Genomic DNA, 1,867 nt, shown 5'->3' with positions numbered 1-1,867 from the left:
CGGGGCCCGTCGTCGCCGGCGGCGCACGACGACGACGGCCCCCTCGTCACACCCACCTGCGGGCGGGGCACGCGCTCCCCGCCCGACCGGCGCCCCTGCCGCGCCCACCGCGCACTCCACGGCGCACTCCAGCGCCTCTCCACCTCCTCGCTCCGCCCCGGTCCCGCCCCGACGCCGGCACCGGGCCTCTTCCGTCACCAGGATCCCCAGGAGAACACCATGGCCAGGTCACGCACCACCGAGCCACCCACCACCAGCACCCGCCCGGAGGACGAGTACCTCGGGGTGGGCAGCAGCCTCGGCTACGGGCTGCAGCACGTGCTCACCATGTACGGCGGCATCATCGCACCCCCGCTCATCATCGGCGGCGTCGCGGGGGTGACCCCGCAGGAGCAGGGCCTGCTCATCGCGGCCTGCCTCTTCGTGGGCGGCCTCGCGACGATCCTGCAGTCGTGGGGCATCAGGTTCTTCGGCTCCCAGCTGCCCCTCGTCCAGGGCACCTCGTTCGCGTCCGTGGCCACCATGACCGCGATCGCCCAGGGCGACGGCGGCATCCAGGCCGTCTTCGGCGCCGTGATCGCCTCGGCGGTCCTCGGCTTCCTCATCACGCCCTTCTTCGCCGGCATCGTGCGCTTCTTCCCACCGGTCGTCACCGGCGTGGTGATCACCGCGATCGGCCTGACGCTGTTCCCCGTGGCCGCCCGCTGGGCCATGGGCGGCAACGCGCAGTCCCCCGAGTACGGCTCGGTGGGCAATCTCGGGCTGGCCGGCCTGACGCTGCTGATCATCCTGCTGCTGTCCAAGGTGGGCAGCGCCGCCGTCTCCCGGCTGTCCATCCTCCTGGGCCTGGTGCTGGGCACGGTCGCCGCGGCGCTCCTGGGCCGGGCCGACTTCGGCCAGGTGCTCGAGGGCGACATCTTCGCGTTCCCGGAGCCGCTGGCCTTCGGCCCCCCGGTCTTCGAGGTGGCCGCCATCCTCTCCATGTTCATCGTGGTGCTGGTGATCCTCACCGAGACCACGGCGGACATCATCGCCGTCGGCGAGATCGTGGACACGAAGGTCGACAAGAAGCGCATCGGCGACGGCCTGCGCGCCGACATGGCGGCCTCCGCGATCGCCCCGGTCTTCAACGGCTTCACCCAGAGCGCCTTCGCGCAGAACGTGGGGCTCGTGGCGATCACCGGCGTCAGGAGCCGTTTCGTGGTCACGGCCGGCGGCGTCATCCTCGTGGTCCTCGGCCTGCTGCCGGTCCTGGGCCGGGTCGTCGCCGCGGTCCCGCCGCCCGTGCTGGGCGGTGCGGGCATCGTGCTCTTCGGCAGCGTGGCCGCCTCCGGCATCCGGACCCTCGCGAAGGTGGACTACCGGAACGGCGCCAACCTGATCATCGTGGCCACGTCCATCGGCTTCGGCATGCTGCCGATCGCGGTCCCGGAGATCTACGCGAACTTCCCGGGCTGGTTCGAGACCATCTTCCACTCGGGCATCAGCTCCGCCGCCGTGATGGCCGTCCTCCTGAACCTGCTCTACAACGAGTTCCGCGCCGGCAACCCGCCGCGGGGCACGGGCTCGGTCTTCGCCAACGCCCCGGTGCGCGCCGTGCGCCACGAGAGCCTGGAGCACCTGCAGGACCACCTGCGGGAGGGCGACACCGTCCGGGACGGCAAGCTCGTGGACTGCGACGGCAACGAGGTGCCCGTGATCACCTCGGCCGGGGAGATCGTCGACACGAGGATCTGCCGCGGCCGCGAGGACACCGCCGACTCCGCGGGCGGGCACGCATCGCACTGACACGGCCCGCCGTCCGTCCCCGCCGACGTGCCCGACCGTGCCGGTCCCCCGGGAGGACGACGACGCCGGCCCGCCCCCG

General features: G+C 72.5%; 1 protein-coding gene. It reads left to right on the top strand.

From position 1 onward, the window contains the following. Window positions 1-219 precede the first annotated feature (219 nt). Window positions 220-1,788 (top strand): solute carrier family 23 protein, encoded by a 1,569-nt coding sequence (locus tag ACH9D3_RS08365; RefSeq protein ID WP_396410570.1) that lies wholly within the window; start codon window positions 220-222, stop codon window positions 1,786-1,788. Window positions 1,789-1,867: the final 79 nt, after the last annotated feature.

The organism is Kocuria kalidii, assembly GCF_044462225.1.
GTDB classification, from domain to species: Bacteria; Actinomycetota; Actinomycetes; order Actinomycetales; family Micrococcaceae; genus Kocuria; species Kocuria kalidii.
The sequence above is the reverse complement of the archived record's forward strand: the minus strand, read 5'-3'. Positions and strand labels throughout refer to the sequence as shown.

Excerpts from the sequence above, each read along its gene's own strand:
- ACH9D3_RS08365 (WP_396410570.1), top strand. The coding sequence starts at position 220 with ATGGCCAGGTCACGCACCACCGAGCCACCCACCACCAGCACCCGCCCG.